This window comes from Achromobacter sp. GW823-FHT04E03 (genome assembly GCF_058796095.1).
On record NZ_JBXAIJ010000004.1, the window covers coordinates 467,711 to 488,710 of the forward strand.

General features: G+C 63.5%; 22 protein-coding genes and 1 other RNA gene. 15 read left to right on the forward strand and 8 right to left on the reverse strand.

From position 1 onward, the window contains the following. Positions 1-47 precede the first annotated feature (47 nt). The 6 genes from AC1RHV_RS27340 (at position 48) to AC1RHV_RS27365 (ending at position 6,066) form a co-directional block, all read left to right on the forward strand. Entirely contained in the window at positions 48-620 is a 573-nt protein-coding gene (locus AC1RHV_RS27340; protein WP_042796390.1) for an RNA pyrophosphohydrolase, read from the forward strand. Then, a complete protein-coding gene (locus tag AC1RHV_RS27345) occupies positions 601-1,287 on the forward strand; it encodes a response regulator (RefSeq protein WP_008157866.1) in 687 nt (228 codons plus the stop codon). Before AC1RHV_RS27340 ends, AC1RHV_RS27345 begins: the two co-directional genes overlap by 20 nt. Positions 1,288-1,317: 30 nt before the next feature. Then, complete coding sequence (locus AC1RHV_RS27350) at positions 1,318-2,820, forward strand: sensor histidine kinase (RefSeq protein WP_119449443.1); 1,503 nt, start codon at positions 1,318-1,320, stop codon at positions 2,818-2,820. A 243-nt stretch (positions 2,821-3,063) separates the two neighbouring features. Beyond that, entirely contained in the window at positions 3,064-3,492 is a 429-nt protein-coding gene (locus tag AC1RHV_RS27355; RefSeq protein WP_054458558.1) for a tripartite tricarboxylate transporter TctB family protein, read from the forward strand. Positions 3,493-3,498: 6 nt separating this feature from the next. Continuing rightward, positions 3,499-5,028, forward strand: coding sequence for a tripartite tricarboxylate transporter permease (locus tag AC1RHV_RS27360; RefSeq protein WP_042796392.1), 1,530 nt, complete (start codon positions 3,499-3,501; stop codon positions 5,026-5,028). 108 nt (positions 5,029-5,136) lie between these two features. Then, complete coding sequence (locus AC1RHV_RS27365) at positions 5,137-6,066, forward strand: 2-hydroxyacid dehydrogenase (protein ID WP_119449438.1); 930 nt, start codon at positions 5,137-5,139, stop codon at positions 6,064-6,066. Here AC1RHV_RS27365 and AC1RHV_RS27370 read toward each other — a convergent pair. Further along, complete coding sequence (locus tag AC1RHV_RS27370) at positions 6,060-6,995, reverse strand: LysR family transcriptional regulator (protein ID WP_054458519.1); 936 nt, start codon at positions 6,993-6,995, stop codon at positions 6,060-6,062. The genes AC1RHV_RS27365 and AC1RHV_RS27370 overlap by 7 nt on opposite strands. A 152-nt stretch (positions 6,996-7,147) precedes the next feature. On the opposite strand from AC1RHV_RS27370, the gene AC1RHV_RS27375 reads away from it, so the two are divergent. After that, positions 7,148-7,777, forward strand: coding sequence for an FMN-dependent NADH-azoreductase (locus tag AC1RHV_RS27375; RefSeq protein WP_054458522.1), 630 nt, complete (start codon positions 7,148-7,150; stop codon positions 7,775-7,777). Between the two features lie 66 nt (positions 7,778-7,843). On the opposite strand, the gene AC1RHV_RS27380 is transcribed toward AC1RHV_RS27375, so the two are convergent. The 4 genes from AC1RHV_RS27380 to AC1RHV_RS27395 form a co-directional block, all read right to left on the reverse strand. After that, the gene (locus AC1RHV_RS27380) at positions 7,844-8,749 is read right to left on the reverse strand and encodes an NAD(P)-dependent oxidoreductase (protein WP_119449440.1); all 906 of its coding nucleotides are present in this window, start codon (positions 8,747-8,749) and stop codon (positions 7,844-7,846) included. A 74-nt stretch (positions 8,750-8,823) separates the two neighbouring features. Continuing rightward, positions 8,824-10,428 (reverse strand): gamma-glutamyltransferase family protein, encoded by a 1,605-nt coding sequence (locus tag AC1RHV_RS27385; RefSeq protein WP_175161287.1) that lies wholly within the window; start codon positions 10,426-10,428, stop codon positions 8,824-8,826. 187 nt (positions 10,429-10,615) lie between these two features. Beyond that, on the reverse strand, positions 10,616-12,121 hold the full coding sequence (locus tag AC1RHV_RS27390) for a tripartite tricarboxylate transporter permease (RefSeq protein ID WP_054458528.1): 1,506 nt from the start codon (positions 12,119-12,121) through the stop codon (positions 10,616-10,618). Between the two features lie 13 nt (positions 12,122-12,134). Beyond that, positions 12,135-12,599 (reverse strand): tripartite tricarboxylate transporter TctB family protein, encoded by a 465-nt coding sequence (locus tag AC1RHV_RS27395; RefSeq protein WP_054458530.1) that lies wholly within the window; start codon positions 12,597-12,599, stop codon positions 12,135-12,137. 424 nt (positions 12,600-13,023) lie between these two features. On the opposite strand from AC1RHV_RS27395, the gene AC1RHV_RS27400 reads away from it, so the two are divergent. The 4 genes from AC1RHV_RS27400 to AC1RHV_RS27415 all read left to right on the forward strand — a co-directional run bounded on the left by AC1RHV_RS27400 (position 13,024) and on the right by AC1RHV_RS27415 (position 14,838). Continuing rightward, positions 13,024-13,470, forward strand: coding sequence for a hypothetical protein (locus AC1RHV_RS27400; RefSeq protein WP_054458532.1), 447 nt, complete (start codon positions 13,024-13,026; stop codon positions 13,468-13,470). Beyond that, positions 13,470-13,781: a cell division protein ZapA gene (locus AC1RHV_RS27405; RefSeq protein WP_006388757.1), complete on the forward strand. Its 312-nt coding sequence runs from the start codon at positions 13,470-13,472 to the stop codon at positions 13,779-13,781. Before AC1RHV_RS27400 ends, AC1RHV_RS27405 begins: the two co-directional genes overlap by 1 nt. A gap of 33 nt (positions 13,782-13,814) precedes the next feature. Then, positions 13,815-13,999, forward strand: a non-coding RNA gene (gene ssrS / locus AC1RHV_RS27410) — 6S RNA. Between the two features lie 80 nt (positions 14,000-14,079). Beyond that, entirely contained in the window at positions 14,080-14,838 is a 759-nt protein-coding gene (locus AC1RHV_RS27415) for an SIMPL domain-containing protein (RefSeq protein ID WP_054458533.1), read from the forward strand. On the opposite strand, the gene lgt is transcribed toward AC1RHV_RS27415, so the two are convergent. After that, positions 14,813-15,601 carry a prolipoprotein diacylglyceryl transferase gene (lgt, locus tag AC1RHV_RS27420; RefSeq protein WP_054458535.1) on the reverse strand — a complete coding sequence of 263 codons (789 nt, stop codon included), beginning with the start codon at positions 15,599-15,601 and terminating at the stop codon, positions 14,813-14,815. The two genes, AC1RHV_RS27415 and lgt, sit on opposite strands and share 26 nt — an antisense overlap. A gap of 126 nt (positions 15,602-15,727) precedes the next feature. Between lgt and ilvD the strand changes: the two genes are divergently transcribed. From ilvD to msrA, 3 genes are all read left to right on the forward strand, one after another. After that, positions 15,728-17,413, forward strand: a complete 1,686-nt coding sequence (gene ilvD / locus AC1RHV_RS27425) for a dihydroxy-acid dehydratase (RefSeq protein ID WP_054458536.1) — start codon at positions 15,728-15,730, stop codon at positions 17,411-17,413. Continuing rightward, complete coding sequence (locus tag AC1RHV_RS27430; RefSeq protein ID WP_054458538.1) at positions 17,397-17,732, forward strand: c-type cytochrome; 336 nt, start codon at positions 17,397-17,399, stop codon at positions 17,730-17,732. The genes ilvD and AC1RHV_RS27430 overlap by 17 nt, the downstream gene beginning before the upstream one ends. Before the next feature lie 79 nt (positions 17,733-17,811). After that, complete coding sequence (gene msrA, locus AC1RHV_RS27435) at positions 17,812-18,366, forward strand: peptide-methionine (S)-S-oxide reductase MsrA (RefSeq protein ID WP_054458540.1); 555 nt, start codon at positions 17,812-17,814, stop codon at positions 18,364-18,366. Between the two features lie 82 nt (positions 18,367-18,448). Here the strand turns inward: msrA and hppD are convergent, their stop codons facing one another. Next, positions 18,449-19,561, reverse strand: a complete 1,113-nt coding sequence (hppD, locus tag AC1RHV_RS27440; protein WP_054458542.1) for a 4-hydroxyphenylpyruvate dioxygenase — start codon at positions 19,559-19,561, stop codon at positions 18,449-18,451. Positions 19,562-19,717: 156 nt separating this feature from the next. Between hppD and AC1RHV_RS27445 the strand changes: the two genes are divergently transcribed. Further along, positions 19,718-20,194, forward strand: a complete 477-nt coding sequence (locus AC1RHV_RS27445; RefSeq protein ID WP_054458545.1) for an Lrp/AsnC family transcriptional regulator — start codon at positions 19,718-19,720, stop codon at positions 20,192-20,194. A gap of 453 nt (positions 20,195-20,647) precedes the next feature. Here the strand turns inward: AC1RHV_RS27445 and AC1RHV_RS27450 are convergent. Next, on the reverse strand, positions 20,648-21,000 hold a 353-nt coding region (locus AC1RHV_RS27450), incomplete at its 5' end, for a hypothetical protein (protein WP_492302306.1).

Sequence of the window (21,000 nt, forward strand, 5' to 3'; positions counted from 1 at the left end):
ATACGTATAATCGATCGTAATTGTATTGAATTCGGTGGGGGTGGCCCATGCTTGACCGCGAAGGCTACCGCCCCAATGTCGGCATCATTCTCGTCAACGGTAGAAACGAGGTCTTTTGGGGCAAGCGTATCAGGGAACATGCCTGGCAGTTCCCCCAAGGCGGCATCAAGTATGGCGAAAGCCCGGTGCAGGCCATGTATCGCGAACTCCATGAAGAGGTGGGCTTGAAGCCCGAGCATGTCCGTATTTTGGGGCGTACACGCGATTGGTTACGTTATAACGTGCCCGATCACTTCGTCCGGCGTGAGTGGCGTGGCCACTATAAAGGACAAAAACAGATTTGGTTCTTGTTGCGCCTGGTAGGACGTGACAGTGACGTGTGCTTGCGCGCGACGCAGCATCCGGAATTCGATGCCTGGCGCTGGAGCCAGTATTGGGTGCCCCTGGATGCCGTGATCGAGTTCAAGCGCGACGTCTACACCCAGGCGCTGAACGAGCTGTCGGCTATCCTCTTCCGGCGCCATCACGAAACCCGCTACTTGCGCCAGCGGGTGCACGGGCAACGGGCGGCAGAGAATCTGCCCGAAGGAACGGACGGTCATGCGCATATTGTTGGTTGAAGACGAACGGGACATGGCGTCCTGGTTGATGCGCGCGCTCGCCCAGAGCGGGTTCGTGCCGGACCACGCGGCCGACGCCCGCACCGCCGAAGCCTTCATGGCCGGTACCGAATACGACGCCATCGTCATGGACTTGCGCCTGCCCGACAAGCACGGCCTGGTGGTGCTGCGTGAAATGCGCAACCGCGACGACCGCACCCCCGTGCTCCTGCTGACCGCCCAGGGCGCCTTGCAGGACCGCGTGCGTGGCCTGAACCTGGGCGCGGACGATTTCCTCACCAAGCCTTTCGCGCTCGAGGAACTGGAAGCGCGCCTGACGGCGCTGGTGCGCCGCAGCCGCGGCCGCCAGCATCCGCGCCTGCAATGCGGTTCGCTGTCCTACGACAGCGAAAGCCGCGCCTTCACCCTGGACGGCTCGCTGCTGTTCCTGACCCCGCGCGAGCATGCCGCCCTGGCTGCCTTGCTCACGCGCAGCGGCTATCCGGTGGACAAATCCCAGCTGTTCGGCAAGGTCTTCACGCACGACAGCGAAGCCAATCCCGACGCCATCGAGGTGGTGCTGCACCGGCTGCGCAAGAAGCTGGCTGGCAGCGACGTGCGCATCGTCACCGTGCGCGGGCTGGGCTACATGCTGGAAAGCGTCGCCAGCGAGTCCGCGGAATCCTGAGTGAGGCTGCGGCTATCCGAGCTGCCGCGCGTGGGCATCCGCGCGCTGCTGATCATTCTGCTGCTGCCGGGCGTGATCATGCTGCTGGTCGTGGACAGCGTGAACGACTACCGCACGCTGGCCGAGATCACCAACGAAGCCTACGACAGCGCCCTGGTCGAGCCGGCCCGGGTGCTGGAAAGCAGCCTGGAATTCACTGCTGACGGCAACCTGCAGGTCGCTACGCCGCTGTACGCGCAGGTGATGCTCGAGTCCCGCGCTGGCCTGCGCAAGTATTTCCGCATCGAAGAGATCGATCCGCCGCTGCCGGACGGCGCCGCCGTGCCCACCGAGCCCGGCAAGACTTTGCTCGGCATGCCGGAAATGCCGCGTCCGCCCACCTGGCCGCGTTCCAACAGCCAGCCGATTTTCTACGACAGCGTCTATCGCAACGATCCCGTGCGCGTCGTGGCCGTCGTGCGCGACCTGTACTACCAGGGTCAGCACCGCCAGGTGCTGGTCGTGGTGGCTGAAAGCACAGGCAAGCGCATCGAGGCCGAGAACAATGCCCGGCGCCAGGAAATCCTGCGCGACACCCGCATGCTGGCGCTGGTCGCGCTGCTGGTGTGGTGGGGCGTGTCGTGGGCGCTGAAGCCGCTGCGCCGCCTGCGTAACGACATCCGCGCGCGCCGCCCCGACGACCTGACGCCGCTGGATGCCTCGCGCGTGCCCAGCGAAGTGGCGCCGCTGGTCGATGCGGTCAATCACCATATCGCCCGCTACCGCCGCGTCCTCGACGAGCAGTCGCAGTTCCTGGCCGATGCGTCGCATCAATTGCGCACGCCGCTGGCCATCATGCTGACGCAGGCGCAGTATGCGCTGCGCGAACGCGATCCGGCGCGGGCGCAGGAGGGCCTGCGCGGCATCGTCGACCAGCTGGGTCGCACACGTCGCCTGACTGAACAGCTGCTGTCGCTGGCTCACGCCAACCAGGCCGACCAGTTGCCGCGGCAACTGCTGGACATGAACGCCGTCTCGCGCGAGGTGGTGCTGCAATATCTGCCGCTGGCGCACGAAAAACAGCAGGACCTGGGCTGGGTACAGGCGGGTTCCGAAGAGGGCCAGGAAATCCCCGCGCCGGTGTCGGGCAACGAGGCCGAACTGCACGAAGCCTTGTCGAACCTGGTGCACAACGCCATCCATTACGCGCCCGCGGGCGCACGCATCACCGTGTCGGTCTGCTGCCACGACAACCGCGCCGAGGTCGCTGTTTCCGACAACGGGCCGGGGCTGGACCCGATACTGCGCCAGCGCGCTTTCGCGCGTTTCGAGCGGGTCGGCACGGACAAGCCGGTCGCCTCGTCGGGCTCGGGCCTGGGCCTGGCGATTGCCCGCGCCTACGCGCGCCGCAACGACGGTGACATCGAACTGCGCGACGGCGAACCGAACGCGCAAGGCGGTGTTGGCCTGGCCTCCGTGCTGTGGCTGCCGTTGGCGTCCACGGTCTCCCAATATCCTCGTCCGCTCGATGTCGAGCTCAAGGGCGATCAGTAACTTCTCCCCATTTCCGCAGTCATGCGCGGCTTCCGTTCAGGGATAACCCCTGAATTCAGGAACGCGACAGCGCACAGAAAGCGGATTAGCAGCTTCCTTCCGTAATCTGCGTCCGGGCCTGTCGCCAGGCACCGGATGGCGCTCGTTTCGCGGGTGCGTCCCGGCCAGGCACACGGCCGCACCACGAAGGAGGATGAAGTGCAAAAGACAATCAATAGAAAGGACTATTACGGCGGAGCGCTGATGGTCCTCATCGGGCTGGGGGCGATCTACGGTGGCACCGACTATCACATCGGCACCCTGAGTCACATGGGGCCGGGCTTTTTTCCCGCGGCGCTCGGCGGCCTGTTGGCGCTGACCGGCGTGCTGATCGCCATCTCGGCGCGCTCGGGTGAATCGTCCGCGCCTGCGCCCGGCGACGGCCATGCCCACGGCCTGCCGGACTTCCGCGGCGGCGCCTGCATCCTGCTGGGCATCCTGGCTTTCCTGCTGCTGGGCCATTACGGCGGTTTGCTGCCTGCCACGTTCGCCATCGTTTTCATTTCGGCGCTGGGCGACCGCAACAACACGATCAAGCAGGCTCTGCTGCTTTCGATCGCCATGACCGTCATCGCGGTCGTCGTCTTCTGGTGGGCGCTGCAGCTGCAGCTTCCGCTGTTTCGCTGGGGTTGAAGCGCCATGATTTCGCAATCCTTGATGGACCTCTGGTACGGCTTCGGCGTCGCCTTCCAGTGGCATAACCTGATGTGGTCGTTCTTCGGCGTGCTGGTGGGCAACCTCATCGGCGTGCTGCCCGGCATGGGCGCGCTGTCGGCCATTTCCATTCTGCTGCCGCTCACCTACGTGATGCATCCGGTGCCGGCCATCCTGATGCTGGCCGGCATCTTCTACGGTTCGCAGTACGGCGGCGCCATCGGCGCGATCCTGCTGAATCTGCCTTCGCATCCGCCGCACGCGGTCACCTGCCTGGACGGTTATCCGCTGACCAAACAAGGCAAGGGCGGAACGGCGCTCGGCATCACGATGATCTGTTCGTTCTTCGCCGCGTCGGTGGGGATCATCGTCATGATCTTCGCGTCTCCGCTGCTGGTCGAAGTCGCGTTCAAGTTCGGTCCCACCGAGATCTTCTCGATCATGTTGCTGGGCCTTTTGGCCGGCGCCACCATGTCGCGCGGCTCGCCGCTCAAGGGCGTGGCGATGACCTTGTTCGGCCTGATGTGCGGCGTGGTGGGTACGGACGTGAATACCGGCACCATCCGCTTTTCGTTCGGGCTGCTGGACCTGTCCGACGGCCTGGAGCTGGTGGCGATTTCCATGGGCCTGTTCGGCGTTGCCGACTTCCTCATGAGTGTCAACCGCATGACCATCATCGGCAGCGGCGCCAAGCTGCGCCTGCGCGACATGCGGCCCAGCAAGCAGGAGCTCAAGACCGCCTTCTGGCCTATGGTGCGCGGCACGGCGGTAGGCACGCTGTTTGGCGCCATGCCCGGCACCGGTCCTACCATCACCACCTTCGTGGCCTATGCGCTGGAGCGCAAGATCTCCAAGACGCCCGAGAAATTCGGCACCGGCATGATCGCCGGCGTGGCGTCGCCGGAAGCGTCCTCGCACTCCAAGACGCAGGTCGACTTCATCCCCACGATGAGCCTGGGCATCCCCGGCGACGCCGTGATGGCGCTGATCCTGGGCGCGCTGCTGATCCAGGGCATCCAGCCCGGCCCGCAACTGATCACCGAGCATCCGGACATCTTCTGGGGCCTGATCGCCAGCTTCTGGGTGGGTAATGTGCTGCTCATGGTGCTGAACGTGCCGCTGATCGGCGTGTGGGTGAAACTGCTGCAGGTACCGTACCGCTATCTGTTCCCGTCGGCGCTGTTCTTCATCGCGGTGGGCGTGTTCAGTACCCAGAACAGTCTCTTCCAGATCTGGGAAGTGCTGGCTTTCGGTGTAATCGGCGCCATCCTCATGACGCTGGAATTCTCGGTTGCGCCCATCCTGCTCGGCTTCGTGCTCGGCCCTATGGTCGAAGAGAACTTCCGCCGGGCGTTGCTGCTGTCGCGCGGCGATCTGGCGGTGTTTGTGGAGCGCCCGATCAGCGCGTGGTTCATCGGTGCGAGCGCCTTGCTGGTCCTCCTGCAGGTGTGGGCCTTCCTGCGCCGCAACAAGAACAAGGGCAAAGGCAAGCCCGAGGTGCCGCAGGCGGCCTGAGCGCTTTTCCGTTTGCCTGCACGCGGCCCGGCTACATGCCGGGCCGTTTGATTTGTGCGGCGGCATCCCTCATGCTTGAGGCTTCCCCAGTCTGCACACAGAGCCACCATGCACATACTCTTTGCCTGTCCCCACCATGATCCCGCCGCCTGGGTTCCGCTGCTGGAAGCCGCCATGCCCGGATGCCGCATTTCCGTGTGGAACCCGGACGGCCCGCCTTCGGGCGCGCAGGCGGCTCTGGTGTGGCGTCCGCCGGCCGAACTCTTCAAGCACGAGACCGGCCTCACCACGCTGTTCAACCTGGGCGCGGGCGTCGACGCCTTGCTGAAGATGCCCGAGATCCCGCCGCAGGTGCGCATCGTCCGTCTGGAAGACGCGGGCATGTCGGTGCAGATGGCGGAATACGCGCTGTACGCGTTGCTGCGCGTCGCGCGCGATTTCGAAGCTTTCGATCATGCGCAGGCGCGGCAGCACTGGGATACCCGCGAAGGCTCGCGGCAGGCGGACTGGCCGGTCGGCGTGCTGGGCCTGGGGCAGGTGGGCGCCAGAGTCGCTCAGACCCTGGCCGAATTCGGCTATCCCGTGGCGGGCTGGTCGCGCACGCCGCGCGAAATTCCCGGCGTCGAGACCTTTGCGGGCGCGGCCGCCTTGCCGGCGTTCCTGGCCCGCACGCGCTTCCTGGTGAACGTGCTGCCGCTCACGCCGGACACCGTTGGCATCCTCAACCGCGAAACGCTGTCGCAGTTGCTGCCCCATGCGCATCTGGTCAACGTGGGCCGGGGCGAACACCTGGTCGAGGATGACCTGGTGCAGATGCTCGAAGAAGGCGAAATCGACGGCGCCACGCTGGATGTGTTCCACACCGAACCCTTGCCCAAGGACCACGCGTTCTGGCGCGATGCGCGGGTGCACGTGACTCCGCACATCGCGGCGCGCACCTTGCGCGATGAGAGCATTCGCCAGATCGCAGGCAAGGTCGCGCAGTTGCAGCGCGGCGAAGCCATCACCGGCGTGGTCGACCGCTCGCGCGGCTACTGAGCCGGCGGCAGCGGGGCTTTTTCCAGCCGCTGGTACATGGCGGGCAGGCGCTCCGACAGGAAATCGAGCAGGGCGCGCACGGCGGGCATCATGCCCCGCCGCGACGGATAGATGCAATGCACGATGCCCTCGGGTGACTGCCATTGCGGCAAGACCTGCACCAGCTGGCCGCGCCGCAGCTGTTCATGCGTGGCGATCGAGGGCAGCAGGGCGATGCCGCGGCCCCGCACCGCGGCTTCGGTCAGCACGATGAAGTCGTTGCATGACAGCTGCGGTTTCAATTCCACATGCACTTCCTCGCCCTTGTCGTTGCGCAGGGGCCAGCGCACTTCGTTTTGCGGATCACTGAAGCTCAGTGTGGTGTGCGTGGCGAGGTCCTGCGGCGTGTCGGGCGTGCCATGGCGCTGCAGGTAGCTGGGGCTGGCGACCAGTGTGCCGCGCGCGGTGCCGAAGTGACGCACGACCAGTTCGGCGTCGGTATCCAGCTTGGTGCGCACGCGCAGCGCCAGGTCCACGCCCTCGCGGATCAGGTCCACGCGGCGGTTGGTCACAAGCAACTGCACCGACACGGCGGGCCAGGCGTCCAGGAACTCGGGCAGCAGCGGCGACAGCACGTCCTGCGCGATGGATACGGGGCAGCTCACGATCACGGGGCCGGTGGGTTCGGCCTGCAACTGCCGCATGGCGTCGTCCGCCGCGCGCGCCGATGCGGCCATTTCGCGGCAATAGTGCAGATAACGTTCGCCCGCCGAGGTCAGGCGCAAGCGGCGCGTCGTGCGTTGCAGAAGGCGCACGCCCAGGCTTTCCTCCAGGTGCGAGATTCGGCGCGACAAGCGGGATTTCGGAATGTCCAGCACCCTGGCGGCGGCGCTGAACCCTCCCTGTTCGACTACCTGGGAAAAGTAGTAGAGGTCGTTGAGATCTTGCATGATTGTTCTATTCCTGGAACGAATAGTTCATCATAACCGGATTTATGTGAACAATTAACCCGTCTACAGTGACGCCATGCACTCGGGATCTGATCAAAGCCTACGGATCCTGACCGCCCGCAGCGAGCGGGCCCTCACTGGAGAAATTTGCAATGAAGACCCTGGTTATCCTTTCCTCTATTCTCGGCGATCGTTCCAACAGCAAGCAATTGGCCGATCACCTGATCAACCGCGTCAAGGCGTCTAATCCGGCCGCGGCCATCAAGGTCCGCGACATCGGCGCCCAGCCCATCCCTTACTTCGACGGCAACACCGCCGGCGCCCTGTTCACTCCGGCCGATGCCCGCAGCGTGGACCAGCAACGCCTGGTTGAGATGAGCGACGCGCTGGTAGCCGAATTGATGGATGCCGATCGCATCGTGTTCGCCGTTCCGGTCTACAACTTCAACATGCCCGCTCAGTTCAAGAGCTATCTCGATCATCTCGCCCGCGCCGGCGTCACCTTCCGCTATACCCCCGAAGGCGTGCCGGAAGGCCTGGTCAAGGGCAAGCAGGTGTTCGTGCTGACCGCCCGCGGCGGCAAGGCCGAAGGCACGCCTTCGGACACGATGACGCCTTACTTGCGCCAGATGCTGGCCTTCCTGGGCATGACCGACGTCACCTTCATCGCCGCCGAAGGCATGGCCATGGGTGAAGTGGCCGCGCTGGAAGGCATGGCGCAGGCCAAGCAGCGCATCGACGCGCTGCTGCCCGCTGCGCAGCAGGACAGCCTGGCTGCGTAAGCGCAGGCGTCCAAAGCAAAAGGCGAGCCTTGCGGCTCGCCTTTTTTCTTGCCGCGAGGGCAGGGCTCAGTCGCGCAGGCGCTTGATCAGGCTGGAGGTATCCCAGCGGCCGCCGCCCAGCTTCTGGACGTCGCCATAGAACTGGTCCACCAGGGCCGTCAGGGGCAGGCGCGCGCCATTGTGGCGGGCTTCGGCCAGCACCAGGCCCAGATCCTTGCGCATCCAGTCCACCGCGAAGCCGAAGTCGAACTTGTCGTCGACCATGGTGCCGCCACGGTTTTCCATCTGCCAGCTCTGCGCCGCGCCCTTGCTGATCACGTCCAGCACCAGCTTCATGTCCAGGTCGGCAGCCTGGCCGAAAGCGATCGCCTCGGACAGGCCCTGCACGACGCCTGCGATGCAGATCTGGTTGACCATCTTGGCCAGTTGGCCGGCTCCGGGCGGGCCCACCAGCGTGACCGCGCGGCCGAAGCTCTGCGCCACGGGCTTGATCGCATCGAACACGGCTTGTTCGCCGCCGCACATGATGGTCAACACGCCGTTGACCGCGCCTGCCTGTCCGCCGGATACCGGCGCGTCGACGAAATTCAGGCCCAGCTCCTTGGCCTGCGCGTAGAGTTCGCGCGCCACGTCGGCGGATGCGGTGGTGTGGTCGACGAAGACCGCGCCGGGCGTCATGCCGGCGAAAGCGCCGTCGGGGCCCAGCACGACGCTGCGCAGGTCATCGTCATTGCCGACGCAGGCGAACACGATCTGCGCGCCGGCCACGGCTTCGCGCGGCGTGGCTGCGCTCTTGCCGCCGAATTCGGCGACCCAGGCCTGGGCCTTGGCGGGCGAGCGGTTGTAGACCGTGACGTCGTGTCCTGCGCGCGCCAGGTGGCCGGCCATGGGCAGGCCCATCACGCCCAATCCGAGGAAAGTGACTTTCTGGGCTACGACAGCGTCGTAGCTCTTGGTACCGATCGTTGCCATGCAGGGGACTCCGCTTTATGTGATTGGGGCCGTCAGGCGTTGACGCCTGTAAACAGGCCCTAACCTTAACGCAATCAAAAGCCCGCGGCGAGTCCATCGCGCCGGCTGTCGCTGGCGCTGACATATCCGTCCACGGCCGGGTCGCCCAGGCGCCAGATGAACTGCCCCGATCCGAAGTCCATGTAGGGATCCGCCATGCTTTCGAGCACATGGCCGCGGGCGCGCAGTCCCTCGGCAACGGCCGCGGGCAGGCCGGCCTCCGCGTCCAGCGACAGTCCATGATTCCATTTCCAGCGAGGCGCGTCGCAGGCGGCCTGCGGCTGCTGGCCATAGTCCAGCATCCGGACCAGCGTCTGCACCTGCCCCTGGGGCTGCATATTGCCTCCCATGACCCCGAAACTCATGACGGGTGCGCCATTGCGCATCAGGAAGCCGGGGATGATGGTGTGGAAGGGGCGCTTGCCGCCCGCCACCGCATTGGCGTGGCCAGGGTCGGTGCTGAAGCAATGGCCGCGGTTCTGCAGGCTGACGCCGGTGCCCGGCACCACCACGCCGGAGCCGAAGCCCATGTAGTTCGACTGGATGAAGCTGACCATCATGCCGCACTTGTCTGCGGCCGTCAGGTAGACGGTGCCGCCGCGCGGCGCGTGGCCGCTGGCGTGGGGCTGCGCCGCATCGGGGTCGATCAGGCGCGCGCGCTGCGCCAGATAGTCCGCGGCCAGCATCTGTTCGGGCGTGACCTGCATGTGCTGCGAGTCGGCCACGTGCGCGTAGACATCGGCAAAGGCCAGCTTCATCGCCTCGATCAGCAGGTGCTGCGTTGCAGGGTGATCCACCGGGCGTGCCGCCACGTCGAAGTTCTGCAGGATGCCCAGGGCGATCAGGGCGGCGATGCCTTGGCCGTTGGGCGGAATCTGATGCAACGTGTGGCCGCGGTAGCTTTGGCTGATCGGCGTCACCCACTGCGGCGCGTAATCGCGCAGATCCGCCAGCGTCAGCGCGGCGTCGTGGGCTTGGGCATGCGCCACCAGCTTGTGGGCGGTCTCGCCTTCGTAGAAGTCCCGGCCGCCGCTGGCCGCAATGCGCTTGAGCGTGGCGGCCGCGCCTTGAAGCACGAAGTGCTCGCCGACCTGCGGCGCGCGTCCGCGAGGTAGGAAATGCTCGGCGAAGCCCGGCTGCGGTTGCAGGAGGTCGGCTTGCGCCGCCCACTTTTCCTGCACGATGGGCGACACGGCAAAGCCGCGCTCGGCGTATTCGATGGCGGGTGCAAGCACGTCGGCAAAGGACAACCGGCCCAGCTTTTCGTGCAGGGCGGCCCAGCCCGCCACGCAGCCCGGCACCGTCACGCTGTCCCAGCCGCGCATCGGGATGGCGCCCTGGTGCTTGCGCCGGAAATAATCCATGTTCCAGGCTGCCGGCGCCGTTCCCGATGCATTCAGTCCATGCAGCTTGGACCCGTCCCAGATGATGGCGAAACAATCCGATCCCAGCCCGTTGCTGACCGGCTCCGTCAGGGCCAGCGTGGCGGCCGCAGCGATCGCCGCGTCGACAGCGTTGCCGCCTTGCGCCAGGATCCGCAAGCCTGCCTGGGCGGCCAGCGGTTGTGACGTGGCGACCACGTTGCGTGCGAACACGGGGCGGCGGGTGGTGGGATAGGGGTTGTTCCAGTTGAAATTCATCTCGAATCATCGCGTGGGGTAAACCCCTAGCTTACCGTACGCGAACTGCGTTTGAACATAACTCGTATTGAGTTGTATTGATTCGTAGCGTTTATCGGACTGGATGCCGGACGCGCAAAGAAAAACCCCCGGGCGGAACCCGGGGGTTTTCAGGGCGAGACTGCCGCAGCGGGGCGGCAGGCTGGCTTTAGTCTTCTTCGACGAAGGTCTCTTCGCGCTTCTTGCGGATCGCCGGCAGGGCCACCAGGATCACCAGGAAGACGGCGACGGCCAGCAGCGAAGCCGACAGCGGACGCGTCACGAAGGTCGTGAAGTCGCCGCGCGACAGCAGCAGGGCGCGACGGAAGTTCTCTTCCATCATGGGACCCAGCACCAGGCCCAGCAGCAGCGGTGCGCCTTCGCACTTCAGCTTGGACCACACGTAGCCGATGATGCCGAAGATGGCGGTGGTGAAGATGTCGAACGTGTTGTAGTTCAACGAGTACACGCCGATCGTGCAGAACACCAGAATCGCCGGGAACAGGATGCGGTAGGGCACCTTCAGCAGCTTGACCCACAGGCCGATCAGCGGCAGGTTCAGCACGACCAGCATCAGGTTGCCGATCCACATCGAGGCGATCAGGCCCCAGAACAGCTCCGGGTGGCTCGTCATGACTTGCGGGCCGGGCTGGATGTTGTGGATGGTCATCGCGCCGACCATCAGCGCCATCACGGCGTTACCCGGGATGCCCAGGGTCAGCAGCGGGATGAACGAGGTCTGGGCAGCAGCGTTGTTCGCCGATTCCGGGCCAGCCAGGCCGGCCGGGTGGCCCTTGCCGAAGCGTTCCGGATTGCGCGAGATCTTCTTTTCCAGCGTGTAGGAGGCGAACGACGACAACACGGCGCCACCGCCAGGCAGGATGCCCAGGGCCGAACCCAGAGCCGTGCCGCGCAGCACAGCGGGGGCGGCTTCCTTGAATTCCTGCTTGTTGGGGTACAGCGAGCCGATCTTGTCGGTGATGTCGACGCGGTTTTCCTTCTGCTCGAGGTTGGTCATGATTTCGGCGAAGCCGAACACGCCCATGGCCACGATGGCGAAGTCGATGCCGTCTTGCAGTTCGGGGATGCCGAAGTCGAAGCGGGCGACGCCCGAGTTCACGTCGGTGCCCACCATGCCCAGCAGCAGACCCAGCAGGATCATCGCGATGGCCTTCGGCAGCGAACCCGAAGCCAGCACCACGGCGCCGACCAGGCCCAGGCACATCAGCGAGAAGTACTCGGCCGGGCCGAACTTGAACGCGACTTCAGCCAGCGGGGGCGCGAAGGCGGCCAGCAGCAGCGTGGCCACGCAGCCTGCGAAGAACGAACCCAGCGCAGCGATTGCCAGCGCGGCGCCCGCGCGGCCGTTGCGGGCCATCTGGTGGCCGTCCAGCACGGTCACCACCGCGGACGTTTCCCCTGGCAAGGCCACGAGAATTGCCGTTGTGGAGCCGCCATATTGGGCGCCGTAGTAGATGCCTGCCAGCATGATCAGGCCGGCCACCGGGGGCAGCACGTACGTGATCGGCAGCAGCATTGCGATGGTCGGGACAGGGCCGATGCCCGGCAGCACGCCGATCAGCGTGCCCAGGATGCAGCCCAGCAGGGCATAGGCCAGGTTCTCGGGCGTGAACGCCACCGAGAAGCCCAGCATGAGGTTGTCAAACAATTCCATGGCCGAAGGCTCCTTAGTTCATGCCCAGAAACGACGGCCACAGCGGGAAAATCAGCCCCAGCCCCTTGACGAATGCCAGATACGAGAACACCACCAGGAAGATCGCGTTGGCAACGGCGACCTTCAGGCTGAACTCATGGCTGGCCAGGCTGCTGACGACAACCAGAACGAACACCGAGATGTAGATGCCCAGCAGCTTGAGGATGAAGCCGTAGAGCACGACCGATCCGACCACCAGGAACACGATGCGCCAGTCGAACTTGTCGACGTGGGTTTCGTGCGCCTTCTTGGACATCGAGCCAAGCAGCACGATGGCGCCCAGCAATGCCAGAACAATGCCTAGCCAGAAAGGAAAATACCCTGGGCCCATTCGGGCGGCAGTACCCATTTGGTAGCTGCTGGCCTGCCAGGCGAATCCCAGTCCAAGGGCGATGAACATCACCCCCGACCAGAAGTCCTGTCGATTGCGTAGCTGCATGATTGGTTGGCTCCTGTTTACAGCATGTAGATAAAAAGGTCTGTGGCCAATCCCGCCGACAGGCGAGTGACAGGCACAAAAAAGGCACTTCAGGGTGCCATTTGTTCTTATGAAAGGTAAGGCTGGGATTCTTGAAAGGGCGAATGGTAATGGACGCCCGCCACGCTGCAAACCCTGTAAGGTCGGTGAAAGGCTGGGGTTTTCCCTAGAATTCGGGAACTCCCGACCCCGAGTTGTAACGGGTCAGGAAGTTTGAGGGCTTTTTGAAAGCTAAGTGAAAGTTTATAGAAAGAAAGACGAAAGCAGGATCGGCCGGATGCGTGGCTTTCGAATGAGGCAGGAATAAATCCTACTGAATATTGCCGGGTTTCTCACCTTGCGTGAAGAGACCCCGTTCAACTCAGGATGGTTTACGATAGCGCCCATGCTGCAAGATCTAGACCAACTCGCCGCCCGCATAGGGCAACTGGTGCAACGCACCCGGCAACTCCACGCAGAGCGTGACGCGTTGCGCCAACGCCTGAACGAAACCGAAGCTGAGCAGCGTGTGCTCAAGCAGCGCGCCGCCGAGCGCGAGGCCGAAATCGTCACGCTCCAGAGCAAGCTTCAGGATCACGACGGCGCGGTCACCTCCATGCTCGAGCAAGCCCAGCAGGCCGAGGCCGCGCTACGCGAGCAACTGGCCCGCGAAACCTCCGAGCGCCAGTCTCTCGAATCGCGTTTCTCCGCCCGTGAAACCGAATTGCAAGGCAGCTTGCAGACCCGCGACACCGAATTACAGCGCTTGCGCGTGGCCGCCGCATCGGCCCGCGAGCGCATTGACGCCGTGCTGGCCCGCTTGCCGGGCGCACCGTCTGGAGAGCAACACTGATGGAACGCGTAGATGTCACCATACTGGGGCGCGACTATTCTTTGGCGTGTTCCGCCGAAGAGAAGCCGACGCTGCTGGCCGCCGTGCGCCACGTGGACCAACTGATGCTGCGCATCCAGGGCACGGGCAAGGTCTCCAGCAATGAACGCATCGCCGTGATGGCCGCGCTGCAAGTCGCGGGCGAGCTGCTCGCCATGAAAGCGCCCGATGGTCCGCTGGGCGGTTTGGCGGTCGGCGACTTCAAGCGTAGAATCGAGGACATGAACGCAGTACTCGATGACGCCTTGTCGGGTCAGGAAAAGCTGCTCTGACAGTTCATATAGCAGTACTCAAGTATTTTCAGTTTGTCCCTGCCGTGTTCGTGACTAGGCCATACATTCTCTGAACCTATGTCTTATGGCATATTGGTTGCGGGAGTGCAGAGCTGGAGTGATCGTCTCCTGTAGACGAACCCGACGCTCTTCGGAACGCGACCACCTTGAACCTCAGGGTTCGAGATGCCGGCCTTGACGGCACAGGCGGGGCATCTATCCCAGCGGGCCTGCCATAAGAGCAGGTCCGCCTCGGGCGCCTCACCACTCCCCTTCGTCCTCCCTCTAGGACCAGTCCATGTTCAAACACCCTGTTTTCTCGCTGACCAAACTCGGCGCAGCGTGCGCAGCCGTGGCCGCTCTGAGCGCCGCGCCGCTTGCCCATGCGCAGACCCAGGCGCCCGCCGCCGCGACCGAAGCGTCGGCCAGCCGCGCGCCCGAACTGACTCTGCAGGCCAATGCGTCTTCTGAAGTCAAGCAGGACACGGTTCGCATTTCCTTGTCCGCCGAAGTCGAGGCGCCCGACCAGCCCGCCGCAGGCAAGAAGCTGAGCGCGGCCTTGGACGACGTGGTCAAGCGTGCGCGCGACGTCAAAGGCGTGGAAGTGCGCACTGGCGGCTACAACGTCTGGCCGAACACTTCCAGCAAGGGCAAGATCGGTTCCTGGCGCGGCCAGGGCGAAGTGATCCTGGAATCCAAGGACTTCGAAGCCGCGGCGGCGTTGGCGTCCAAGCTGTCGGACAAGACCGCCATCTCGAATATCAGCTTCCTGCTGTCGCGCGAAGTGCGCGAGGCGGAAGAGCGCAAGCTGCTCAAGGAAGCCGCGCAAGCCTTCAAGGACCGCGCGCTGGCCGCAGCCAACGCCTTCGGTTTCTCGGGCTACCGCCTGTCCAAGCTGGAACTGGGCGGCTCGGGCGGCCCCGTGCCGATGCCGCGCATGATGGGCGCCGCGGCCATGGCCAAGGACGCCTCGGGCGGCTATAGCCCGGACGTCCCGCTGGAAGCGGGCAACGTCACGGTCAGCATCGCGGTCAACGGGACGATCGTTTTGCAGTAAGGCTGAACATGATGGCGCCCAGGGCGACCATCGGCACGGACAGCCACTGTCCCATGCTCAACCCGCCCGCGAGCAGGCCCAGGAAATTGTCCGGCTCGCGGGTGAATTCCACCAGGAAGCGGAACGTTCCGTAACCCATCAGGAAGAGCCCGCTCACCTGGCCCAGCGGGCGCGGCTTGCTCGAAAACCACCACAGCAGCGCGAACAGCACGATGCCTTCCAGGCCCAGCTCATAGAGTTGCGAGGGGTGGCGCGCCAGTCCGTCGCCGCTGCCCGGAAACACCATGGCCCACGGCACATCGGTGGGCCGGCCCCAGAGTTCGCCATTGATGAAGTTGCCCAGGCGGCCAAAGCCCAGCCCCAGCGGAATCAGCGGCGCGATGAAATCGCTGACCGCGAAGAATGGCAGCTTCTTCTTGCGTGCGAACAGCAGCATCACCACGATTACGCCGATCAGCCCGCCATGGAACGACATGCCGCCCTGCCACAGGTACAGCACTTCCAGCGGATGGGACAGGTAGTAAGAGGGCTTGTAGAACAGCACATAACCCAGCCGTCCGCCCAGCACCACGCCCAGCACGCTATAGAAGATCAGGTCTTCCAGATCCTTCACGTTCAGTGACGTGGTGTGGCCGGAAGTGATGCGGCGGCGTCCCAGCAGGTACACCAGGGCGAAGCCCACCAGGTACATCAGTCCGTACCAGTGGATGGCAAGCGGCCCGATCTGCAGGGCGACGGGGTCAAATTGGGGATATTGCAGCATGTTCTGCCCGACACAATAAAGTTGAATGATAATAACCGGCGAACATTGAAGATTCGCGCGCAAGCGAGCCAGTTCCCCCGGGGCGGTTGCCATGTCCGAGCCCCGGCGGCCGACAGGAGACAGACCATGCCGCACAACGATCGTTCCCGCCACATCACCCACGGTGTCGCGCGCGCGCCCAATCGCGCCATGTATTACGCGCTGGGCTATCAGGAAGCCGACTTCGAAAATCCCATGATCGGCGTGGCCAACGGCCATTCGACGATCACGCCATGCAATAGCGGCCTGCAGCGCCTGGCCGATGCGGCCATCGATGCGATCCGCGCGTCACGGGCCAATCCCCAGGTATTCGGCACGCCCACCATTTCAGACGGCATGTCCATGGGCACCGAGGGCATGAAGTACTCGCTGGTCTCCCGCGAGGTCATCGCCGACTGCATCGAGACCGCGGCGCAAGGGCAGTGGATGGACGGCGTGGTGGTGATAGGCGGGTGCGACAAGAACATGCCTGGCGGCATGATCGCACTGGCGCGCACCAATGTGCCCGGCATCTACGTCTATGGCGGCACCATCAAGCCCGGCCACTACAAGGGCAACGATCTCACCATCGTCTCCGTCTTCGAGGCCGTGGGCGAATACACCATGGGCCGCATGCCCGAAGAAGATTTCAAGCAGATAGAGAAGTGCGCGATTCCCGGCTCCGGGTCCTGTGGCGGCATGTACACCGCCAACACCATGAGCTCCGCGTTCGAAGCCATGGGCATGAGCCTGCCGTATTCCAGCACCATGGCCAACGAGGACGAAGAAAAGGTCACCTCCGCCGCGGAGTCTGCGCGCGTGCTTGTCGAGGCGGTCAGGAAGGGTTTGCGCCCGCGCGACATCATCACGCGCGAATCCATCGAAAACGCGGTGTCCGTCATCATGGCCACGGGCGGCTCCACCAACGCCGTGCTGCATTTCCTGGCAATCGCGCATGCGGCGGAAGTGCCGTGGACCATCGACGACTTTGAACGCATCCGCAAGCGCGTGCCTGTCCTGTGCGACCTGAAACCGTCCGGCAAATATGTCGCCACCGACCTGCATCGCGCCGGCGGCATTCCGCAGGTCATGAAGCTGCTGCTCAACGCCGGCCTGTTGCACGGCGACTGCATCACCATCACCGGCAAGACCATCGCCGAGACCCTGGCTGATGTGCCCGACGCTCCCAGGGCGGACCAGGATGTCATCATGCCGCTGGATCGCGCGCTGTACCCGCAAGGCCATCTTGCCATCCTGAAAGGCAATCTCTCTCCCGAAGGCTGTGTCGCCAAGATCACTGGCCTGAAGAATCCCGTCATCACGGGCCCGGCGCGCGTCTTCGATTCCGAGGATGACGCCATGACCGCCATCATGGCGCGCGAGATCCGCGATGGCGACGTGGTGGTCATCCGCTACGAAGGGCCGAAGGGCGGTCCCGGCATGCGTGAGATGCTTGCGCCGACCTCCGCGCTGGTCGGCCAGGGACTGGGCGAAACGGTGGGTCTCATCACCGACGGCCGTTTTTCCGGTGGCACCTGGGGGATGGTCGTGGGCCATGTCGCGCCGGAGGCTTTCGTGGGCGGCCCCATCGCGCTGATCCGCGAGGGCGATTCGGTTACCATCGATGCCCACAAGCTGCTATTGCAGCTCAATATCAGCGACGAAGAAATGGCGGCTCGTCGCCAGGCCTGGGTTCAGCCCCGGCCGCGTTATACACGCGGTGTGCTTGCCAAATTCGGCAAGCTCGCCAGCACCGCGAGCCGTGGGGCAGTTACCGATGCATTTGAAGAGTAGTCTGTTGTTGGCCGCCGCCTGCGTCCTGGGCGCGGGGGCGGCGCAAGCGCAAACCACCGGGTTGGATCTGGCCAAGAACAAGGCCTGTATGGCCTGCCACCAGGTCGAAGCCAAGCGTGTCGGCCCGCCGCTCAAGAGCGTGGCTGAACGCTATGCGGGGCAGGGCGACGCCATGGTCGATTACCTGGCAGGCAAGATCCGCGGCGGCGGTCGCGGCGCCTGGGGTGCCGTGCCCATGCCCGCGCAGACTCAGGTCAGCCCGGACGACGCCCGCGCGCTCGCCGAATGGATCTTGTCGCTGGCTCCGCCCAAGCAGTAGTCTTATTCTCTCGCGTTCCGCGCACGAAAGCCGGGACGCCAGGCCGTATTCCGCGGCCCTTTATCAGGAAGGAATCGTCATGGCAGAACAACCCTCTCCGGGCAATGAGGTCGCGGTACTTGGCGGCGGCTGCTTCTGGTGCGTTGAAGCGGTGTTCACCGAGCTGCGCGGGGTCAAGAGCGTGCTGCCCGGTTATAGCGGCGGGCATGTGGACAATCCCAGCTACGAGCAGGTCTGCGGCAAGGCCACGGGCCACATCGAAGTGGCCCGCATCGAGTTCGATCCCGCTGAACTGTCCTACAGTGACTTGCTGCGCGTATTCTTCGCGACCCACGACCCCACCACACCGGGCCGCCAGGGCAATGACGTCGGTCCGCAATACGAATCCGCCATCTTCTGGCAGAACGAGGGGCAGCGCGAGCAGGCCCAAGCCGTCATCGCCGAGGTCAATGCACAGCAGATCTACGATGCGCCCATCGTGACGCACGTGCTGCCGCCCGCCAAGTTCTGGCAGGCCGAGGACTACCACAGCAACTACTTCGCCCTGCATCCCGAGCAAGGCTATTGCCAATTCGTGATCGCGCCCAAGGTCGCCAAGTTCCGCAAGCAGTTCCAGGAGCGGCTGCAAAAGTAGCAGGCAAAAAAAACCTCACCACAAGGTGAGGTTTCAAAGCCAGCGCCGATGCCCGAGCACCGGGCGCTGGCGGGGGAAGACTTTATTCGACGGTCTTCACCACGCCGCGGCGCATCTGGTCCAGTTCGATCGACTCGAACAGGGCCTTGAAGTTACCTTCGCCGAAGCCATCGTTGCCCTTGCGCTGGATGATCTCGAAGAAGATCGGGCCGATCTGGTTTTCGGTGAAGATCTGCAGCAGCAGGCCGCCGCCGGGGGCGCCGTCCAACAGGATGCGGTTCTTTTGCAGGCGCGCTACGTCTTCGCCGTGGTTCGGCAGACGCCGGTCCAGCAGCTCGTAGTAGGTTTCCGGCGTGTCCAGGAACACTACGCCGTTCTGGCGCAGCGCTTCGATGGTGGCGTAGATATCTTCCGTGGCCATGGCGATGTGCTGGATGCCTTCGCCACGGTACAGGTCCAGGTATTCCTGGATTTGGCCTTTTTCTTCCGTGCCTTCCTCGTTGATCGGAATGCGGATGTTGCCGCAAGGCGAGGTCATGGCTTTGGACTTCACGCCCGTCACCTTGCCCTCGATGTCGAAGTAGCGCACTTCGCGGAAATTGAAAAGGCGTTCGTAGAACTCTGCCCACTCGGCCATGCGGCCCTTGTGCACGTTGTGCGTCAGGTGGTCCACCAGCGTCAAGCCTGCGCCGCGGTGATTCAAGTCGGCCTGGGCGTTTTGCGGATCCACGGGAACGAAGTCCACGTCATAGATGCTGATGTCGCCAATACCGCCATGGCCGTCCTTGCCAGCCCAGCGGTCCACCAGGTAGATCAGCGAATCGCCGATTCCCTTGATCGCCGGAATGTTCAATTCCATCGGGCCGCTGTGCGAATCGAAGCCCCACGCGCCCAGTTCCAGCGCGCGCTTGTAGGCGGCGTTGGCATCTTGCACACGAAAGCCGATCGCACAGATCGACGGGCCGTGCAGGCGCGCGAAACGCTGGGCGAAGGAATCCGGTTCTGCGTTGATCAGGAAGTTGACGCCGCCCTGGCGGTACAGGGTCACGTCCTTGTGGCGGTGCTTGGCGATGGCCTTGAAGCCCAGCAGTTCGAACACCTTGCGCAGCGCGGCGGGGTCCGGCGCGGCATATTCAATGAATTCGAACCCGGCGGTGCCCATCGGGTTGTCCCAGGGTTGGAAAGCGCTGCTCATAAGTCTGCTCCCTTGCATCGTTTTTAAGGACGACTTGTTCTTCAAGTCTAGACGGAGATTGTAGGAAGGAACGACGGGCAGACAATTGCAAACATGTCGCGAAAGCCAGTAGGTTGAGCAATAATATTGCCGGATAGAAAATATTAAGGGCTGAAAATGTCTGACATTGAGCTGGATAGGACAGATATACGGATTCTGGCCGAATTGCAGCGCGACGGCCGCCTCAGCAACCAGGAGCTGGCCGATCGTGTGTCGCTGTCGCCCAGTCCCTGCCTGCGGCGGGTCCGCAGACTGGAAGAGAAGGGCTTCATCAAGAAGTACGTCGCCCTGATCGACGCGAAGAAGGTCGGCCTGGGGCTGCTCGCCTACGTAAACATCCGTCTGAACAAGCACAGCGGATCCAGTCATGCTCCCATGAGCGACTTCGCACGCGACGTGCAACTATGGCCGGAGGTCGTGGAGTGCTATGCCATGTCCGGAGACATGGACTACCTGTTGCGTATACAGGTCGCCGACCTGGCGCATTTCTCCCGGTTCGCCATGGATACGCTGATGCGCCACCCTGCAGTGGTGGACATGCGTTCATTCTTCGCCCTACAGCAGATCAAGGAAACCACAGAGCTCAGGCTCTAGCTATGGCTTTTCAGCCCCTCTCTATATATAGGTACCGCCATCAGACGTTTGTCGTGGGGTGTCCAGAGCGAATGGTGCGTCCCCGTAAAGGATGCATCTTTTAAAAAAAGGGTGTCACCTTCGTAGTCCCGCCAAAATTCCGTGCTATAGTCTCGCTCCTTCGCGATTCGGGCAGTTTTGAAGCGTGAAGCCAAGCAGGCACACGGGTTGGCTAAGGGAAAACTAGCCGGCCTGCCGCCAGGTCAGCAGCGATGTTGACAGCGGTTATTGCAAGGGTTGCAGCAAATTAGGCAGAAGCCAGTTGCGTAATCTGCAAAAAACGTGCTATAGTCTTGGGCTTGGCTGGTGATGATTATTAAGGGTTTACCCTTATATCGCTGGCCATCCAGGCGGTAACCGATCTCAGATTCAAAGCGAAAGCGGCGGCGATGGGGTTGCTAGATAAGGTGCAAGTTAGGCAAAAGCCAGTTGCACAATCTGCAAAAATCGTGTTATAGTCTTGGGCTTGGCAGTTGCCGAAAGCTTAGGGTTAACCCTGATATTTCGATAGCTGCTAAGAGAGGCGGACCTGAAGAGGTCGCAAGCAAGAAAGCGAAACGCAGTATGTGACGCCGACTTGACAAGCGGAAAAAACTTCTTCATAATCTCGCTTCTCTGCTGCAAACAGCGCGGCGCCAGCGAAAGCGGCGTAGCGAAGCGAGCAGGCAGTAAGTAGTACAGAATTTGGCAGTACCGCTCTTTAACAATTAAACAACCGATAAGTGTGGGCGCTTGATGCGAGTGCATAGTGGCTTCGGCCACAAGCG